We start from the raw sequence: 283 nt of genomic DNA on the forward strand, positions 1-283 counted from the left end.
CACCCAGACCTTGCTCCTGGCCGCCCTCGGCATCGCGATTGGCCTTGCCGCCGGCGCCGCCCTGCCCTTCATCCTGGCCTATGGCTTTGCCGACTATCTGCCACTGCCGATCACGCCGGTGCTCAACCCGGCGGGACTGGCGCTCGCTGCCCTCTATGGCCTGCTCACCGCCCTCGCCTCCTCGCTGCTGCCGCTGGGACGGGCCAGGGACATCTCCGTATCAGCGCTGTTCCGCGATGCCATCGCCCCGACACGACGCTGGCCCGCGCCGACTGTGCTGATC

At 70.0% G+C, this 283-nt stretch carries 1 pseudogene; it reads left to right on the forward strand.

Going from position 1 to position 283, the window contains the following annotated elements:
- Positions 1 to 283 (forward strand): annotated as a pseudogene (locus ACZYTC_RS34420) (ABC transporter permease); the annotation flags it as partial.

Source organism: Labrys sp. F242, from assembly GCF_057813875.1.